Genomic DNA, 16,734 nt, shown 5'->3' with positions numbered 1-16,734 from the left:
TGATCGAGATGCGGAACAGCTTGTCCGCACCGTCCGGTTCGCCTCCGTTGTTGTCGCAGTTGGTGGTGGAGAGCCAGAGCTGGTCCTGGCCGGGCACCTTGGTGACCGTGCGCAGCCGGCCGTACGTGCCGACGTAGTACGCGGTCGGCGTGCCGAGGTTCTCGGTGTCACCGGTGATCGGCACCCGCCACAGCCGTTCGCCCTTCAGCGCGGCCATGTAGATGACATTGCGGACGATGGCGATCCCGCTGGGCGAGGCCTCGGAGACGTTCCAGGTCTTCTTCGGGTCGGTCATGCCGACGGTGGAGCAGCTGCCCTCACAGACGGGCCAGCCGTAGTTGTTGCCCGGCTTGATGAGGTTGAGCTCGTCCTTCTTGCTGTCGCCGAACTCCGCCTCCCACAGGCGTCCTTTGGCGTCGAAGGCGAGGCCCTGCGGGTTGCGGTGGCCGTAGCTGTAGACGTAGTTGCCGAACGGGTTGCCGGGGGCGGCCTTGCCGTCCGTGGTCATCCGCAGGATCTTGCCGTTGAGCGAGTTCTTGTCCTGCGCGAGGTCGGGGGTCTGGGCCTCACCGGTCGACGCGTACAGGTAGCCGTCGGGGCCGAAGGCGAGCCGACCGCCGTTGTGGTACCTGCTCTTCTTGATCCCCTGGAGCAGGACCGTGTATCCGCCGAGCGAGCTGCCGTCGTATGTCATGCGGGCGACCCGGTTGCCCTCGGACGCGGTGTGCATGAAGTACACGTAGTGGTTGGTGGACCACTTGGGGTCGACGGCGACACCGAGCAGGCCGCCCTCACCGTTGGTCGTGACGGCGCCCGGCACGGTGCCGACCTGGGTCCTGGTGCCGCCGGGGGTGACCTTGAAGACCTTGAAGCTGTCCCGTTCGGTCACCAGTGCGGTCTTGCCGTCGGGCATCCAGTAGGTGCCCCAGGGGATGGACCAGCCGGTGGAGACGGTGGCGATGTCCGACGGTACACCGCCGTCGGTGGCGCAGGCCGGGGTGGTGAAAGTGACCGTGTTGCTCGGGGGCGAGGCATTGCCCGCAGCGTCCTTGGCAACGACGTCCAGGGTGTACGGGCTGGCGCAGGCGAGCCCGGTGAGGGTGGTCGTGGTGGCCGGCGGGGTGCCGGTCACGGTCTTGTAGACGGTGCTGCCGCTGCGTACCTCGTAGGCGGTGACGGCCTTGTTGTCCGTCGACGCTCCCCAGTTCAGGACAACGCTGTTCGCGGTGAGGCCCGAGGTGGACAGGGCGCCGGGTGTCGAGGGCGCGGTGGTGTCGGAGCTGGGCAGGGTGGTGCAGTCCACGATCGGGCTGACCGACGACACATTGCCGGCCGCGTCACGCGCGAACAATGTGATGTTGTACGTGGTATTGGGGGTGAGCCCGGTCAGGTTCTTCGTCGTGGCGGTGCCCGCCGCCTCCGCGAACTTGTTGCCGTGTTCGTAGATGTCGTACGCGGCGACGCCCACGTTGTCGGTGGCGGCGTCCCAGTTCAGCGTGAGGCTGTCCTCGGAAATCGCCGAGCAGCTGGGCCGGCCGGGTGCGGTGGGTGCTTGTGTGTCCGATGAGGTGACCGTGAAGTCGATGTAGTCGAGGTTGGGCAGCCCGTTGGCCGTTGTGGACGTCAGCCGGATCTTGTTGCTGCCTGCCTTGACCGGGGCGGTCAGGGTGGAGGTGGCCCAGGTGTTCCAGTCGGCGGTGGCGTCGAAGGCGCGGGCGGCCGAGACGACCGTGCCGCCCACGGCGACGTCCGCGGGCCGGCCGGCCGTCGTGCCGTTGGAGTACCGGATGGCGATCTGCCCGGTCCCGGCGGAGGCCGCGGTGACGGTGAACTCCACATAGCTGCCGACGACATTGTCGCCGTTGACGAACCCTGTCCCGGAGTAGCCGGAGTGATTGGACTCGGTGGCGCCCTGGACGATTGTCGCGGACTCCGCCTCGTACCGGGTGGCCGCCGCGGAGGCGGATTGCGGCACCGCCTGCACCAGGCCGGTGCAGAGCAGCATGACCGCGAGCGCGGCGACCCTTCCCCGTAACGTGGTGAGTGTGCTGGCCTTCATCTGAACCTCCGTCAGGGAACCCAGTAGTTGCCGGATGCGACAATCATCGACTGCAGCTGGACGCTCCCGCCGTAGTAGAGCTGCGGGTCGACCGGAGTGGCGGCGAGCTTGCTCCAGAGCGCGTCGAGCCAGGACTGGGACCCGGGGTCGGTCAGCGCGGTCACGACGAACGGGGCGGTGAATGCCATGTCGTCGCCGCTGTCGAACGCCGTGCCGTTCAGGTGGTAGCCGGTGACGATCCTGTCCGGGTCGCCGCCGGCCCTGGACTTGATCCAGGAGTTGAGCTTGCGGGCCGAGGCGAGCGAGGCCGCGTCCCCGCTGGTGACGGCGTCCGCGCCGATGCGCCACGGGTCGCGGCAGGCGTTCCAGGAGTAGTCGCCGTCGTTGGGACCTTCGAGCACCTCACCCGCAGCAGGCTTGGGCGTGTTGTTCGTGTTGACGACGAAGTCTGCCAACAGGCCTGTATTCGGCGCGTACTTGGACTGCTGAGTGGTGATCACATTCTGATGGGCCGTGCGCACGGTGTCCCAGGTGCTGTCGCCCGTAGCCGTCTTGAAGGCGCGGAAGTGGTCGATCAGCCAGTCCGAGGAGCGGGTCATCCAGTAGTGGGACTCACCGGAGTCCGACCAGTCACCGAGCAGCATGAGGTGGGTGGTCGGGTTGACCTCGCTCTTCTTTATGGCGTTGATGTGCTTGACCGCGAGATCCTTGTAGTCGTACGTGCCGGAGGATCCCCACTGCTTGTCGGCGAGGAGCAGCCCGTAGGCGACGTCGAGGTCCCCGTCCGTCGCCGAGTCGGAGCCGTCGACGCTCTTGCAGGAGGCGTCCTGCTCGGCGGCGAGAAGGTTGGCGTTGTTGACCGAGGGGTGCGCGAGCATGTACTTCACCATGCCGTCGAAGACGGTCTTCGCCTCCGGGTCGGCACCCGCCATCGTCGCGGTGACGACCATGCCGTAGCCCTGGGCCTCGGCGACGTAGGGGTGGTCGGCGTCCGGCGAGATGACCTCGTACCAGCCGTTGCCGCAGTTCTTCCTGACGAACGCGGACTTCCAGGCGTTGTACGTCCTGATCACGGCCTGGTCGAGCGCGGACTGTGAGCCGGTCGGCTTCAGCGTCCCTGCGGCGTAAGGGAATCGGTGGCTGCCGAAGGGCACTGCGGGACCATCGGTGGCGGGGTCTGCGGTGTCCAGGTAGTCCAGGTTGGGGCCGCCGTTCGCGCTGGTCGCGGTGGCACGGATCGTGTTGGTTCCTGCGACGAGCTGGGCGGTGATGGTCTTCGTCGCCCAGGTGTCCCAGGAACCGGTCCCGTTGAAAGCTGCCCCGGAGGCGACGACCGTACCGTTGACGCTGATGTCCATCGGGCGGTTGGTGGTCGTACCGTTGGCGTAGCGGATCGCGAGCGAGGTGCTGCCCGCGGTGGCGTTCAGTGTGAACTCCACCGACGAGCCGACGACATTGGTGTAGTCGACGAAGCCGGTGCCGGAGTAGCCGGTGTGATTCGTCGCCACGGCCGCCTGGTACAGGCTCGCGTTCTCGGCCTCGTACGCGGCCGTGACGGCCGAGGCCTTCGGGAGGTGAGCGAGCAGGGGCAGAAGCAGACAGCTGAGTCCGGCGAAGACGGCCACAATGCGGCGTGGGGGTGCGGCAGAGTGCACGGTGATCCCTTCCGGTTCGACGTTAGGAAAGGTTCCTAACCAACACTGCATAGGATTCCCTGGGGCTCGTTCTGTCAATGCCTCGCGCGGACCCAAATCTCCTGAGATGCAAGCGGGTTGGCGGAGGACGGGCAGGCCGGAGGGGCGACGGGATCACCCCGCCGCCCCGTGTCCGAGAGGGCGTTCTACCTCCTGCCGAGGTGGTCGGGGTCGGGCACGGTGATCCCTCCGGTGTCGGAGACCGATGTCGCGTTGCCGCCCGGGTAGGCCGTGCCGATCCAGGTCTCGTCGATCCGCAACCGGTGATAGCGGCTCGCGTCCGTGGACGCGGCGTAGGTGCTGGTGACCTCCAGCCGGACGTGCCGGGCACGCGTCGCGGGGATGTCGATCACCGCGACCCCGCGCGCGCTGGGCAGCGTGCCGGACTTCACCGGACTCCCCCAGTCGGCGCCGTCGCTGCTGACGTACACGCGGTAGTCCTTGATCCGTGCGGACTGCTCGGTGTCGGATCGCGCGTAACTCACCGAGTCCTCACGCTGGTTGATCCCGATGTACCGCACTTTCCCGGCCGATCCGAGGTCGTAGTCGAGTCGCGCGGGGAGCGACTTGTCGTTGTCCCAGTAGGTGAGGTAGCTGCCGTCGGCGGCGTCCGTCGCCGCGTGCCCGGGCGCCGAGGCACCGGCAGTCATGGTGTAGGACGAGGGCGAAATGATGCCGGTGCGCCCGGCCGTGGTCACCTTGAAGACCGTGTCGTACGGATCCCAGGCCCCCAGGCCGGTGAGACTGAGGGTGCCTCCCGACTGCCCGAAGCGGACGCGGGCTCCCGTACGGAGGTTGGTCACGCGCTTCACCCGGTACCCGTTGTCCCGGATCTTCAGGGTGGAGGTGGACGGCGGGGTGAGGACATGGATGTAACTCAGTTCGGGGTGGGCCCGGCTGACGGTTGTGACGCCGTGGGCACCGTCGTTCCAGAGGCCGGGTTTCAGCCCGCCGTACATGTATCCGCCACCCTCGACCCCGTACAGCGACTCCCGGATGGGACCGAGAAAGGAATCGGCGAACGTGTTGAACGCGGCCTGATTGGCCGGGAAGACGCCGTTGACCTGAGCCGTCTCGGCCATCAGCGCCTTGACCGAGGAGCCCGCGTTGGTGATCAGCCGTCCGAGGGTGAGCTTCCTGTCCACCGCGGGATCGGAGCCGTCGTACCACCAGGCCCCCGTGGACGGCAGTTTGAAGTCGGCCTCGGTGAGCCGGGGCTGTGCTGTGTAGACCGCCTGCGGATAGTCGTACGGCGGCGTCATCCCGGTCTTCTGCTCATTGCTGACCATGTCCATGATCGGCGTGTCCTCATTGTTGTTGCTGATCGTGTAGTGGGGGCGCTTCCGATAGATCTGCGCGTAGAGGTCATGGCTCTCCCAGTACGCGTTGTCGTTGTCGATCCAGAAGCCGCCGAGGTCCGGATAGCGGTCCATGACCTCGAAGAAGTTGTCGTAGCTGAACTGCCCGAAGCCGTCCCGGGTGGTCAGGTCGACGGAGCTGCCCTTGTACGCGGAGTACGCGGCCGAGTCCAGCCACTCGTGCCCGCCCTCGTTGTGCCATTTGGGGTCGTCCGTCATATAGAGGATCGTCCTGAGCCCCTTCGCCTTGGCGGCTGCGATCGTCTCGCCCAGGAAGTCACGCTCGGTGGAACAGCTTCCCGGAATCCTGGACGGCCAGGGGCGGGCGTAGCCGAGGCGACTGTGGAAGGTGGCGAGCACCAGGTACTGGGCGTGCAGTTTCTGGGCCTCGGTGACCCAGTAGTCGGGATTCCAGCCACCGGAAGTGACGTCGGACTCCCAGTCGGCGCAGTCGGTGTGCGCGGGTGCGGTGCGCTCACCCCAGTGCAGAAAGAGGCCCGCGGTGGCGGAGCGCAGAAAGTCCTGACGGGGGTTCTGCAGCTCGGCCCGGGCCGGTGCCTGCAGGCCGAGAGCGCCGAGCAGCAGCGCGACGACGAGCAGCATACGGGCGGGCAGATGTCTGCCGGTGTTCATGGATCAGCCCCTCAGACCAGTTGGTAGCCACGCATGCCGGTGAGCAGAAGATGGGTGTCCTGCAGCGACCCCGAGGTATCGCCGAGTGATCGGTAGATGCCCCACTTGGGCCGTACGCGGTCGGCGAGGAAGGTGTCGGCACCGGACTTCGACTTGTCGATGACGGTGGTCGAACCGTCCTTGAGAATCCAGCGGACCGAGCCCGCCGTAGCGTCGCCGACCGTGATCCGGAAGTCGACGTCGATCCATTTGTTCTGCAGCGGTACGAGGTCGGTGCGGCCGACGAGGATGTCGGCGACGGCAAGCTTGAGCTCGATGGTCTGTACGCCGTTCACCCGGCGCAGCGACTGCACGACGATCGGCGAGGTGCCGTTGCCCGGCTGCTTCATCTGCATGATGTGCGTGAAGGTGGTGGTGGCCTTCAGCGAGCCGGGGATGTACATCCGGTACGTGATCCGCCAGGTCTCTCCGGGCAGCCACTTGAGGTAGGAACTGCCGCTGGTGCGCAGTCCCGTCACCTCCTGGCGCTGACGGTCCGTCGAGGTGTCCCGGTCGACGGTGTGCATGGTGAACCGGAAGTTGTCGCCCTCGGTGAGGATGTGCGGCTGCCCCGCCGGATGGGAGTCGGCCCGGTCGTCCTCTACGGTCTCGAAGGCGCCGAGTCCGCCGCTGCTCGCCGAGGGCGACCAGCGCAGTCGCCAGCTCGCCGCGTGCGCGGTGGCAGAGGGCGCGGCGGTGGCCGCCACGGCGCCGCCGATTGCCGCACCGAGTAATGCTCGTCTGGAGGGATTCATCGCTTCGACCTCGCTCGGAACAGAAGGCGGCCGGCCTGTGCGCTGTCCAGGCTGTTGAAGGTCAGACCCATCGTGCTGTCCGGGTAGTGCTCCGATGTCTTCTTGCGATCAGACATAAGCCGTACCAGCCTTCCTGAGGTGGGGGTTCAGGATCGAGTGGGGTGTGGCCGTTTTCTCCGCAGCAACCAACCACCGCGTTCACAAGAGTGTTCATGGTTCAGTGATGTGCTCCAGGGTTGCGCTTTGACGGGACTCGGTCAATGGCGCGGACCGGATGAGATCGGAGCAATATCGAGTCGGTGTCGCGTCGATCCCGGTCGGGGCAGTGAGGGGTCGCTGAACATCGGGTCGGCAGGGAATGCATCGCGCCCCGTGGTCGTTGAGCATGAGAATCCCAACCGACGACGTAAGGATCGACCGCTCGTGAGCAAGGTCCCCTCCATCACCCTCAACAACGGCGTCGAGATGCCGCAGCTCGGTTTCGGTGTCTGGCAGGTGCCGGACGACGAGGCCGCGACGGCGGTCGCGACGGCCATCGAGTCGGGTTATCGGAGCATCGACACCGCCGCGATCTACGAGAACGAAGAGGGCACGGGCAGGGCCGTCGCAGCCTCCGGCGTCGCCCGCGAGGAGCTCTTCGTCACGACGAAGCTGTGGAACGCCGACCAGGGCTACGACTCCACCCTGCGCGCCTTCGACACCTCGCTCGACAAGCTGGGTCTGGACTACGTCGATCTGTATCTGATCCACTGGCCGGTGCCGGCCAAGGACACGTACGTCGACACGTACAAGGCCTTTGAGAAGATCTGCTCCGAGGGCCGTGCGAAGGCCATCGGTGTCTCGAACTTCCTGCCCGAGCACCTGGAGCGTCTGCTCGGCGAGACCTCCGTGGTCCCGGTGATCAACCAGATCGAGCTCCACCCGCAGCTCCAGCAGGCCGAGTCGCGTGCCTTCCACGCCAAGCACGGCATCGCGACCGAGGCCTGGTCGCCGCTGGGCCAGGGCAAGGGCCTCCTGGAGGTCCCGACGGTCGTCGCGATCGCCCGGAAGCATGGCCGCACGCCGGCCCAGGTGGTGCTCCGCTGGCACATCCAGACCGGCAATGTGGTGATCCCGAAGTCCGTGACGCCGTCCCGGATCGTGGAGAACCTCGATGTGTTCGGCTTCGAGCTGGACGCCGACGACCTGGCCGCGTTCGCCGCACTGGACGAGGGCAGGCGCATCGGCCCGAACCCGGGCGAGTTCAACATCGGCGCCTGAACCGTGTCGCTGCACCGTTGACGTACACAGACCGCCGCCCGGCTGCCGAGCCGGGCGGCGGTTCGCTGCCCGGAAAGGAACCGGAACATGAGCGAGGACACCGCGCCCGTCGTCGCAGCGGGTCGCTACCGGCTGCGCAATGTGGGCAGCGGGCTGCTGCTGGAGGTGTACGGCTCCGTCAAGGGTGCAGGCGCCCCGGTGCAGCAGGGTGAGGAGAGTGGTTCGGCGGCCCAGCACTGGGAGCTGACGCCCGTGCACGCCGGTGCCGCGCTGTACCACCTGGTCAATGTCCACAGCGGCAAGCGGCTGGACGTCGCCGATGCCTCCACCGAGAACGGCGCCGTGGTCCAGCAGTGGCGGGCCAACAACTACGGCGCCCAGGAATGGCTGATCGAGCAGCACCTGGAGGCGCCGGGGGTGGTGACCCTGGTCAGTTTCATCAGCGGGCTCGTCCTCGAAGTGGCCGATGGCAGCACGGTGGACGGTGCGCGCGTCCAGCAGTGGGAGGACACCGACTCCCCCGGCCAGTGGTGGCAGTTGGAGCCGGTGTCGGACACCCCCATGGTCTGAGCCGTTTTCGTTGGGATTCGATCGCAGGCCCGGTAAAGCCATCGGGAATCCGGCCCCATGCCTGGCCAGGCTCCCGGCGGCCGGGACGTGGGCGGCGTCTGCCGCGCCGGCGCCACGTTCTGCCGCCCCGGTCGCCGGGTCCTGCCAAAGGCTCGAAGGCCACGTACGGCACGGCTGTCCAGCCGAGCTGGCAGCGCCTCGCCGTCCGGCTCCGATATGGCGTGGCAGAAGTGTCCAGACTGGAACCCCGGCCCGATTCCGGCGGGCCGGGGTTCTATGTCAGGCAGGTGAATCGATCACCGGCCTTGTTAGTGGTGCTCGGTTACCGGCCACCGTGATGGTGCTCGATCACCGGCCTCAGTAGTCGCCGCCGAAGTCGCCGCCCTCGCCGAAGTCGCCGCCGCCCTTGCCGCCGCCGTGGAAGCGCTCGATCACTCGGAAGCTGCCCACGACTCCGTTGTGGACCTTCACGCCGCCCTTGACGCGGCCCGGGTGGACGCCGTCACTGGAGCTCCAGGGACCGACGGTCGCCAGCGGGGCGCCGTTGTCGCAGGTCGCGCCACGGAAGACCTCGACGGTCCGGCGGCTCTCGTTGCGGATGTTGAGGGTCTTGGAACCGAGACCGCTGACCACCGTGATGCAGCCGCCGCCCTCGGCGGTGTAGGTGCGCTCGTTGATCTGGATCCGGCCCCTGAAGTGTTCCCGGTGACCCCTGTTCTCGCCACCACCCTTGTTCTCGTAGCCACCACCCCGGCCCTCGTTGCCCCGGCCCTCGTTGCCCTTGCCCTCGTTGCCGTTGCCCTCGTTGCCGTTGCCGCCGTTGCCGCCGTTGGGGGCGGACACGGGGGCGGCGGCCTGCTGCTGGACGACCGGGGCAGCTTGAGCCGGCTCCGTGGAGGCAGCCGAGGCGTATGTGATGCCGGTGGCGGCCAGGGCCGCGGCAGCCGCAAGTGCGGCAGTAACGACAGTGGAACGCGTAACCATGTCACTTCTCCTGTCTCAGAGAGGCCGGCCGAGCAGCCGACCCGAGATTGAACGTACTTACGGTCCCCATAGCTGTCATATCGGACACATTGGAAGGGGCGGGGCCGGAGCGCCAATCGGGGTACACAAGACACCCAAATGCCATTTCCAGATAATCCGACAAGCTGTCAATCATCCTTATTTGTGGGCGAATTGATGTGCCCTTAGCCTGTCCGGGCGACTTCCTGATGCCCTCTCACCCCTGGCGGCAGCGTGTCTTTCTTGACACGGCCCGGGCAGGAGCCGTACGTCATCGCCCTGAGTGCCCGTCATCCGCGGTCCAACCCGCCCTGACCTGCAGTGACGCGCCGATCGTGCGCGCCGAAGTGCGCTCCCGGGGCCGCCGGGCACCCCCGTGGCCGCGGGTGAGCACTCATTCCACGGCGACGTCGGCCGTATCCGGCGTGTCTCTCCGTCCGGAGCGCAGCGCCCTGCCCGCAGCGTACGCGAGCAGCGCGACGCTCCAGGCCAGGAGACTCGTCAAGAGCTGCGAGCGGCTGTCGGCGACAAAGTACGTCAAGGCCGGAATCGCGACGATGGCGAGCGCGGTCGCACAGCCCAGCCGGGGGGACAGCCACATCCGTACCTTCAGGTGCTCGGACGCCCCGGCCTCCAGGCGGCGCAGGCCCAGCTGCGACAGCGTGATCAGCAGGTACACGAAGAGGACGGGCGAGGGGGGCGTCATGACACCCCGTGCGTCAGCGGTAGGCCGCCTGTCCGGTGAGGGCGTGGCCGACGGCCAAGGTGTGGATCTCGCTGGTGCCCTCGTAGGTCAGGACCGATTCGAGGTTGTTGGCGTGCCGCAGCGGCGAGTACTCCAGTGAGATGCCGTTGGCCCCGAGTACGGTCCGGCATTCGCGGGCGATGGCCAGGGCCTCGCGTACGTTGTTGAGCTTGCCGACGCTGATCTGCTCGGGCCGCAGCGTCTCCCGTTCCTTGAGGCGTCCCAGATGCACCGCGAGCAGGGCGGCGTTGCCGAGCGACAGCGCCATGTCGGCCAGCTTGCGCTGGGTGAGCTGGAAGGCACTGATCGGTTTGCCGAACTGGATGCGCGAGTCGGCGTATTCGAGCGTCGCCTGCAGGCAGTCGCGCCCGGCGCCGACCGCGCCGAAAAGGATCCCGAAGCGGGCCTCGTTCAGGCAGGACAGCGGGCCGCGCAGCCCCCGGGCCGCGGGCAGGAGGGCCGAGCCTGGCAGGCGGACGTCCTCGAAGTGCAGCTCGGAGGTGATCGACGCACGCAGCGACATCTTCTGCTTGATGTTGCTGGTGGTGAAGCCGGAGGTGCCGCGCGGGACGAGGAAACCCCGTACCCCGTCCTCGGTCTGCGCCCAGACGGTGGCGACATCGGCGATACCACCGTTGGTGATCCACATCTTGGAGCCGTTCAGGATCCAGTCGCTGCCGTCGCGGACGGCCCGGGTACGCATGTCGGCCGGGTTGCTGCCGAAGTCCGGCTCGGTCAGCCCGAAACAGCCGATCGCCTCACCTGCGGCGAGCCGCGGCAGCCACTCCTGCTTCTGTTCCTCCGATCCCCACTGCCGGATCGAGAACATGGAGAGGGAGCCCTGGACGGACACGAAACTGCGCAGCCCCGAGTCGGCCGCCTCCAGCTCCAGGCAGGCGAGTCCGTAGCTGACCGCGCCCGTGCCCGCGCAGCCGTAGCCGTCCAGGTGCATGCCAAGTACACCGAGTTTGCCGAGTTCGGGCGCCAGTTCGCGGGCGAAGTGCGCGTCCTCGAACCATTGGCCGATGTGCGGACGGACCCGCTCGGTCAGGAATCGGGCGACCGTGGCCTGGATCTCGCGCTCCTCGTCGGTGAGCAGGGAGGCGATGTCCAGCAGGTCGAGCGGGTCCTTGAGTCGCTTGGCCGGGGGCATGGGGGAACTCCTTCGGTACGTGCTGCCGGTGTCGATCGGAATGAGTGCGGGGGTACGGAGGCGGGCCGGCCGGGCGGTCAGCCGTCCAGCCAGCGCCTGAGGTCCTCGGTGTGCTCGCCGAGCCGCGGCGGGCGCCGCTCGTAGCGCGGCGGGGTACGGGACAGCCCGATGGGGTTGGCCACCAGGCACATCAGGTCGTCGGGGTCCGCGTCGGCCGGTGTGACCCGCGGGGACAGGCCCAGGCGTTCGGCGAGGTCGAAGGCGCCTGCGAGGTCGTTGACCGGACCGCAGGGCACCCCGAGCGGGGTGAGCAGGTCGAACCACGCGGCGGCAGTACGCGCGGCGAGCCGGGCGGAGATCTCCTCGGCCAGCGCGTCGACGTGCGCGACCCGGTCCGCGTTCGAGGCGAACCTGGGATCGGCGGCGAGCGCGTCTGCGCCCAGGCCCCGGCACAGGGCGAGGAACTGCCGGTCGTTGCCGACGGCGACGACCAACGGCCGGTCCGCAGCCTCGTACACCTCGTACGGGGCGATGGACGGGTGACGGTTGCCGAGGATGCCCGGCACCTGACCGGCCAGGGTGTACCCGCCCGCCTGGTTCACCATGCTCGACAGCAGCGAGGACAGCAGACTGACCTCGACGTGCTGGCCTTCGCCGGTCGCGTCGCGGTGGCGCAGCGCCGTCAGGACGCCCACGGCCGCGTGCAGGCCGGTCAGTACGTCGACCAGCGCCACGCCCGTCTTGACGGGCTGCCCCGGCGCGGGCCCGGTGACGCTCATCAGCCCGCCGACCGCCTGCAGCAGCAGGTCGTAGCCGGGGAGCGAGGCGCCTTCACCGGCTCCGAATCCGGTCACCGAGCAGTAGACGATGCCCGGGTTGAGCACGTGGGCCTCCTCGTAGGAGAGCCCGTACTTGTCCATCGTGCCGGGGCGGAAGTTCTCGAAGAGCACATCGGCGCGGCGCACCAGCTCGTGCGCGTCGCGGCGTCCTTCCTCCGTGCCGAGATCGACGGCGAAGGACCGCTTGTTGCGGTTCACGGACAGGAAGTAGGTGGACTCGTCATGGGATCGCGGCGGGCCCCAGGCCCGGGTGTCGTCGCCGGTGCCCGGACGTTCCACCTTGATGACGTCGGCGCCCAGGTCCGCGAGGAGCATCGTGGCGTACGGGGCGGCCAGCACACGTCCGAAGTCGGCGATCACGACACCCGACAGGGGGCCGGGAACGGAGGCGTTCACCGGATCACCGTCCGGGAGCCGCGTATGTGCACCGTGGTCGTGGTGGGCACAGCAACGGTGTCTGCCGCGCAGGATCGATCCGATCCGGTGCGGGATCCGGTGCGGGATCCGCCGCGCGGGCGGTGGCTGGGGTGTGCTGCATGTGCCTTCCTCTCGATACGCGTCCTTGCGCGAGGCGACTTGCCGAGTTCCTGGCCGGTGACGGCCGGGATCGCGAAGCCACATCTTGGGCACGCGGCACACGTCCCCGCAGTGGACGAGATGTCCCGCCCTGATGCCGCAGGGCACTCCAATCCGTCCATGGGCGATGCGCCCCGTCGAGACCCGTCCGCGCGGCCACCGGCCGGCCCGGCATCGTCGTCCTCGACCACGCATTTCACGGGCGTACGTTGCTGACGATGTCCCTGACCACCGAGAACCGCCCGTACAAGCGGGGCTTCGGGCCCTTCGCACCCGAGGTGTACCGGGCCCCGATGACCTACCCCTACCGCTGGGGGTTCGGGGCTGCCGGGTGAGGTGATCGCGCAGGAGTGCGCCACTGGTGGGTGAGAGCGGTGCCGCGGTGTCGTCGGTGGCTGATCCTCACGGCCGGGATGTGCGGACCGCCCCATCCGCATCGGCGTTCTCTCCCGGCCAGGCCGACAGCGCCAGCAGCAGCTCGGCCCTTACGTGGGCGGAATCGAGATCGACGTCCAGCAGGGTGCGGATCCGGTCGACGCGGCTGTGCAGCGTATGCCGGTGCACTCCCAGGGACGTCGCGGCCGCACCCCACTGGCCGTGATACTCCAGGAACGCACGGAGCGATGCGATGAGATCCGTGCCGTGCTCCCGGTCGTAGTCGGCGAGCGGAGCGATGCGAACCGCGGACAGCTCACGCAGCAGACCACGGGTCTCGGGCGCGGTGACCAGGATCTGACCCGCCAGCGACGCGAAACGGACGAGTTCGTGCCCGCTGCGTGCCTCGGCCGCCGCGGCGGCGTTGGCGGCCTCGCGCAGCGCCTGGGGCACCGTGTCCAGACCGTGCGTGTCGCTCAGCCCGGCATGGGGCCTGGGCCTCAGCCGGGCCGCCGCACCGTCGGTGAGCGCACGGGCCTGCACCGACCCGTCGCCCGGCAGAAGCAGCACCGCGAACCCGTCGCGAACGGTGCCGAACCGGGGCAGACCCCGCTCGGCGAGATCGCTGCCCGCCGCATCCAGCGCCCGCCGGGGGCTGCCACCGCGCAGCACGAGCACGCTGATTCCGTCCCGCACGGGGAACCCGGCCTCCGTGAGATGGCCGCGAGCCGTGGGCGCGGACACCGTCCCGTCCAGGAGCATGCGCAGGAACAGGCCGTTGACGTGGTGCTGTTCGTCCATGAGGCGCAGCGGCTTCTCCTCGTGGAGGGCGATGAGCGACGCCGCATGTCCGAGGAGGAGGTGGTCCACGGCGGTCAGCTCCCGGCCGGTGACGAGCACGAGGCGGCCGTGGGCCCGGGGCCCGACACGTACCTGCTGTGCCGCGACGCTCCCCTGCGGCCCGGTGCTCACTGCCGCCGCGGCCCTGTCGCCCGCTCCAGGGACACGCAGCTCCGCCAGAACGACCGGTTCCGGCCCTGCCCAGCCCGGCGGATGAGACGCCCGCACGGCGCCCGCCCCGTCCATGTACAGCACCTGGGTACCGGTCGAGACGGCGAGTTCACGCACGACCGCCTGGGCGGCGCCGCGCAGCGCGGCACGGGTCATCCGGAGCTGGATCCGGGAGGCGTGCACGATCCCCTCGTAACTCTGCTCCGCCAGACGTTCCATCACGGCCTTGGTGATCGCGACGAAGGGTGTGGGCAGCGGTATTTCGAGCAGCGGCAGTCCGGCCACCTCGGCTGCCTCGACCAGGGCGGCCGGGACCTGCGCATGGGACAGGCCGGTGCCGAAAGCGACGGCGGCCACGCCGGCACCGGCCAGTCGTGCCACGTAGGCACGTTGCCCCGCGGGGGTCCCCGGCAGTCTCAGGCCGGTGGTGAGCAGCAGTTCGCCGCCGCTGAGCCAAGGGGTGGGGTCGGCCAGTTCGATGCTGTGCGCCCACACCACTTCGCGGTCGAGTGCACTGCGGCCCGCGAGCACGGTCAGTCCGAGCTCGTGGCGGCGGGTCAGCCAGTTCAGGGATACGCCCATGCGTTCGTCTCCCCTTCCCCGGTCCCCGCGCACCGGTCTGCCCGGTCCGCCGTGTCCCGGGAACCTAGCAGGTCAGCACAGGTCACCCCCGTCGGGCCAGGTGCATCGTACGGACCGTGAGCAGGAAGACATCGGGGCGGCGGCGCAGCCCGGCCGGGTCCTCGGGGTCGAGCAACCGGTCCAGTACGGCGATGTCGTCGGCCGTCAGGAACTCTTCGAACATCTCGCGCCGACGGGCGAATTCGTCGATGACCTGGTCCCGGGCCGGCTCGGAGAGCGGGGCCGGAAGGTCCAGCAGGAAGCTGCGGGTGCCCTGCGGGTCCAGACCCACCGCGGACAACAGGGCGCTCCAGTCCTCGGTCTCCCGCTTGGTGCCGGGCAGTGACGCCCGCATGTCCTCGAACCAGTCCGCGGTGATCGCGTCGAGCCTGGCCTCCAGGCCCGGCCGCCCCATACCGATGTCACGCGGGAGCTGACGAGGCGGCAGACCGCCCTCCACCAGGGCGACGGTCCCACCGGGGCGCAGCAGCGCGGCGAACCCGGCGAGGACTGCGCGCTGGTCACCCATGTGATGCAGGGCGTTGCCCACCCAGATCAGATCAGCCTCCCCCAGCTCGGCGAGGCCGTCCGGGATGTCGGCCTGCTGCGTACGGACCCGGTCACCGAGACCGAGCCGCTGCGCGCGGGCCCGGGTGCGTTCCAGAAGCGCCGGGGTGCCGTCGACGGCGACGACCTCCGCCTCGGGAAACACCTCGGCGAGCAGGCAGGCGATCACGCCGGGTCCGCTGCCGATGTCGAGAATCCTGCGCACCTCCGGGGCCGTGGGCAGGCCGGCGATCCACCGGGCCGCCGCCTCGTACTGCGGGCGGCTGAGCTCGGCGTTCTGCTCCAGCCGCGGGCCCATGACGCCCCAGTCGATGTCGGTGGTGTCGTGCCGGTGTCCCGGTGTGCTGCCGTGGTGACGACCATGGGTGGTGTCGTGCCGGTGGCTGCCGGTGGTGTCGTGCTGGTGACCGTGGTCGGTGTGCTGGCTCATGGGGACAGCCTCATCACACATCAGCTCCCCGGCAAGGTTCTTTGCCGCTTCAGCAAGCCGCTGCTCCGGTATTCCTGGGGGCTGACGCCTCGGACGCGCTTGAAGGCGGTACTGAATGCGAAGGACTGGCTGTACCCGACCTTCCGTGCCACCGCCTCGACCGTGGCGTCCGTCTCCCGCAGCAGATCCGCGGCGACGGCGAGGCGCCGGCCTGTCAGATATGCCATCGGGGGCTCCCCCACCAACTCCGTGAAGCGTCGGGCGAGCCCGGCCCGGGAGACCCCGATCCGGGCGGCCAGAGCGGCGACCGTCCAAGGGTGGGCGGGGTCTGTTTGCAGCAGCCGCAGGGCCTGCCCGACGACAGGGTCGCCCATGGCCCGGTACCAGGCCGGGGCCTCGGCTCCGGGCCGGGCGAACCAGGTTCGCAGCGCGGCGATCAGCAACAGATCGAGAAGCCGGTCCAGGACCACGCTCTGGCCGGGCTCGTCCTTGGAGATCTCCTCGTCGAGAAGCGTCAGCAGGGGGCCGACCCGCCCACCGGAGGGCAGGCGGAGCAGCGGGGGCAGGGCGTCGAGCAACCGCCTGCTGATCTCGCCGTCCAGCAGGTAGGTGCCGATGAGCATGGCCGCCGAGCCATCGGGCGCATTGCCCCAGGTGCGCACCCCCAACTGCATGGACTCGGAGAGCGGCTCACCGTGCAGGGTGGTGCAGATGCCGCCGGGTCCGATCACGGCGTGCGGCGCGGTGCCGGTGGTGTCGGCGACGGTGTACGGATGCGGGCCGCGCGCGATGGCGATGTCACCGGGCCGCAGCAGCACGGGGTCGGCGCCCGCGGCCGGGACGATCCGGGCTTCTCCGTCGGTCATCGACATCAGGCAGAGCGGCGCCCGGTCCTCGATCCGTACGGACCACGGCGGCTCCATCACCATCCGCAGCAGGAAGGCGCCCCTGGCCCTCGGTCCGTCCAGGAGTCCGGCGAGTGCATCCATGACCGCCAGCGTAGACGTACACGTATGGAGCTGAGCGGTTCGGGGATGTCGTGGACGG

The 16,734-nt window shown here is 68.9% G+C and carries 13 protein-coding genes and 1 pseudogene; 3 read left to right on the top strand and 11 right to left on the bottom strand.

The window, feature by feature from the left end; genetic code table 11:
• From GA0115254_RS00165 to GA0115254_RS00150, 4 genes are all read right to left on the bottom strand, one after another.
• A partial coding sequence (locus GA0115254_RS00165; protein ID WP_093893199.1) for a PQQ-dependent sugar dehydrogenase occupies positions 1-2,059 on the bottom strand: 2,059 nt, incomplete at its 3' end.
• Positions 2,060-2,070: 11 nt separating this feature from the next.
• Positions 2,071-3,714: a glycosyl hydrolase family 8 gene (locus GA0115254_RS00160; RefSeq protein WP_370740793.1), complete on the bottom strand. Its 1,644-nt coding sequence runs from the start codon at positions 3,712-3,714 to the stop codon at positions 2,071-2,073.
• A gap of 185 nt (positions 3,715-3,899) precedes the next feature.
• A complete protein-coding gene (locus tag GA0115254_RS00155) occupies positions 3,900-5,744 on the bottom strand; it encodes an alpha-L-fucosidase (protein ID WP_093893197.1) in 1,845 nt (614 codons plus the stop codon).
• An 11-nt stretch (positions 5,745-5,755) separates the two neighbouring features.
• On the bottom strand, positions 5,756-6,538 hold the full coding sequence (locus GA0115254_RS00150) for a Tat pathway signal sequence domain protein (RefSeq protein WP_093893196.1): 783 nt from the start codon (positions 6,536-6,538) through the stop codon (positions 5,756-5,758).
• Between the two features lie 423 nt (positions 6,539-6,961).
• On the opposite strand from GA0115254_RS00150, the gene GA0115254_RS00145 reads away from it, so the two are divergent.
• Both GA0115254_RS00145 and GA0115254_RS00140 read left to right on the top strand, forming a co-directional pair.
• On the top strand, positions 6,962-7,798 hold the full coding sequence (locus tag GA0115254_RS00145) for an aldo/keto reductase (protein WP_093893195.1): 837 nt from the start codon (positions 6,962-6,964) through the stop codon (positions 7,796-7,798).
• 87 nt (positions 7,799-7,885) lie between these two features.
• Entirely contained in the window at positions 7,886-8,368 is a 483-nt protein-coding gene (locus tag GA0115254_RS00140) for an RICIN domain-containing protein (protein WP_093893194.1), read from the top strand.
• A 357-nt stretch (positions 8,369-8,725) separates the two neighbouring features.
• Here GA0115254_RS00140 and GA0115254_RS00135 read toward each other — a convergent pair whose 3' ends face one another.
• The 4 genes from GA0115254_RS00135 to GA0115254_RS00120 all read right to left on the bottom strand — a co-directional run bounded on the left by GA0115254_RS00135 (position 8,726) and on the right by GA0115254_RS00120 (position 12,503).
• Positions 8,726-9,352: a hypothetical protein gene (locus GA0115254_RS00135; protein WP_093893193.1), complete on the bottom strand. Its 627-nt coding sequence runs from the start codon at positions 9,350-9,352 to the stop codon at positions 8,726-8,728.
• A gap of 412 nt (positions 9,353-9,764) precedes the next feature.
• The gene (locus GA0115254_RS00130) at positions 9,765-10,076 is read right to left on the bottom strand and encodes a hypothetical protein (RefSeq protein ID WP_093893192.1); all 312 of its coding nucleotides are present in this window, start codon (positions 10,074-10,076) and stop codon (positions 9,765-9,767) included.
• Between the two features lie 13 nt (positions 10,077-10,089).
• Complete coding sequence (locus GA0115254_RS00125) at positions 10,090-11,268, bottom strand: acyl-CoA dehydrogenase family protein (protein ID WP_093893191.1); 1,179 nt, start codon at positions 11,266-11,268, stop codon at positions 10,090-10,092.
• Between the two features lie 77 nt (positions 11,269-11,345).
• Positions 11,346-12,503, bottom strand: a complete 1,158-nt coding sequence (locus GA0115254_RS00120; RefSeq protein WP_256102312.1) for a CaiB/BaiF CoA transferase family protein — start codon at positions 12,501-12,503, stop codon at positions 11,346-11,348.
• Positions 12,504-12,832: 329 nt separating this feature from the next.
• On the opposite strand from GA0115254_RS00120, the pseudogene GA0115254_RS00115 reads away from it, so the two are divergent.
• Positions 12,833-12,997 (top strand): annotated as a pseudogene (locus GA0115254_RS00115) (aminotransferase class III-fold pyridoxal phosphate-dependent enzyme); the annotation flags it as partial.
• A gap of 88 nt (positions 12,998-13,085) precedes the next feature.
• On the opposite strand, the gene GA0115254_RS00110 reads toward GA0115254_RS00115, so the two are convergent.
• The 3 genes from GA0115254_RS00110 to GA0115254_RS00100 form a co-directional block, all read right to left on the bottom strand.
• Positions 13,086-14,651, bottom strand: coding sequence for a PucR family transcriptional regulator (locus GA0115254_RS00110; RefSeq protein ID WP_093893190.1), 1,566 nt, complete (start codon positions 14,649-14,651; stop codon positions 13,086-13,088).
• 82 nt (positions 14,652-14,733) lie between these two features.
• Complete coding sequence (locus GA0115254_RS00105; protein ID WP_093893189.1) at positions 14,734-15,687, bottom strand: class I SAM-dependent methyltransferase; 954 nt, start codon at positions 15,685-15,687, stop codon at positions 14,734-14,736.
• A 20-nt stretch (positions 15,688-15,707) separates the two neighbouring features.
• Complete coding sequence (locus GA0115254_RS00100) at positions 15,708-16,676, bottom strand: AraC family transcriptional regulator (protein ID WP_093893188.1); 969 nt, start codon at positions 16,674-16,676, stop codon at positions 15,708-15,710.
• Positions 16,677-16,734: the final 58 nt, after the last annotated feature.

The sequence above is a fragment of the Streptomyces sp. Ncost-T10-10d genome, from assembly GCF_900091955.1.
Taxonomy (GTDB): Bacteria; Actinomycetota; Actinomycetes; order Streptomycetales; family Streptomycetaceae; genus Streptomyces.
Note: the sequence above shows the minus strand (reverse complement) of the source record. Positions and strands in the feature narration are given on the sequence as shown.

Bases quoted from the DNA above. Each gene is read 5' to 3' on its own strand.
- GA0115254_RS00100 (WP_093893188.1), bottom strand. From the start codon at position 16,676: ATGGATGCACTCGCCGGACTCCTGGACGGACCGAGGGCCAGGGGCGCC.
- GA0115254_RS00150 (WP_093893196.1), bottom strand. From the start codon at position 6,538: ATGAATCCCTCCAGACGAGCATTACTCGGTGCGGCAATCGGCGGCGCC.
- GA0115254_RS00155 (WP_093893197.1), bottom strand. From the start codon at position 5,744: ATGAACACCGGCAGACATCTGCCCGCCCGTATGCTGCTCGTCGTCGCG.
- GA0115254_RS00140 (WP_093893194.1), top strand. From the start codon at position 7,886: ATGAGCGAGGACACCGCGCCCGTCGTCGCAGCGGGTCGCTACCGGCTG.
- GA0115254_RS00110 (WP_093893190.1), bottom strand. From the start codon at position 14,651: ATGGGCGTATCCCTGAACTGGCTGACCCGCCGCCACGAGCTCGGACTG.
- GA0115254_RS00135 (WP_093893193.1), bottom strand. From the start codon at position 9,352: ATGGTTACGCGTTCCACTGTCGTTACTGCCGCACTTGCGGCTGCCGCG.
- GA0115254_RS00105 (WP_093893189.1), bottom strand. From the start codon at position 15,687: ATGAGCCAGCACACCGACCACGGTCACCAGCACGACACCACCGGCAGC.
- GA0115254_RS00125 (WP_093893191.1), bottom strand. From the start codon at position 11,268: ATGCCCCCGGCCAAGCGACTCAAGGACCCGCTCGACCTGCTGGACATC.
- GA0115254_RS00130 (WP_093893192.1), bottom strand. From the start codon at position 10,076: ATGACGCCCCCCTCGCCCGTCCTCTTCGTGTACCTGCTGATCACGCTG.